Here is a 441-nt window from a genome sequence, read left to right as displayed (position 1 = left end):
GACGTTCTTGATCAGGTTTTCGATAGCATTGAAAATATCGCCTTCATTGGTGATATTCTCTACGACGGCGGAAGGGACGTCTACGGTTATTGTTTCACCATTGGCGTTGGTGAAAGTATACGTGCCATCCCCATTGTCCGCCATGGTGGTGGTGTTGGCGTCAAAGGTGACCGCGTCGCCGGCCTCGTTGGTGTACGAGAATGTGCCGTCGGCGTTGTCTGCCAAAGTGGTCACCGTTTCATTGGCCTGTACGAGTTCTTCCAGGTTGATGGTCTGGGTATCCCCGTTCCCGTCTACATAGGTGAACGTATTGCCATCGTAGGAAACATTACCACTTACATCTTTGATGATCTCTTCTAAGGTGTTGTAGACATTCTCATTGTTAACGATCTCCTGGAACTGGTTGATCACATCGGCAGGTACGTTGATGATAGTCTCCGT

1 protein-coding gene is annotated in these 441 nt (G+C 49.2%); it reads right to left on the bottom strand.

Annotation, left to right across the window (positions count from 1 at the left end; genetic code table 11):
- Positions 1-441: hypothetical protein (locus NF543_RS25335; protein ID WP_257670997.1), on the bottom strand; the 441-nt coding region annotated here is incomplete at both ends.

The organism is Parapedobacter tibetensis (genome assembly GCF_024704835.1).
Taxonomy (GTDB): Bacteria; Bacteroidota; Bacteroidia; order Sphingobacteriales; family Sphingobacteriaceae; genus Parapedobacter; species Parapedobacter tibetensis.
This window is presented reverse-complemented; position numbering and strand designations above follow the sequence as displayed.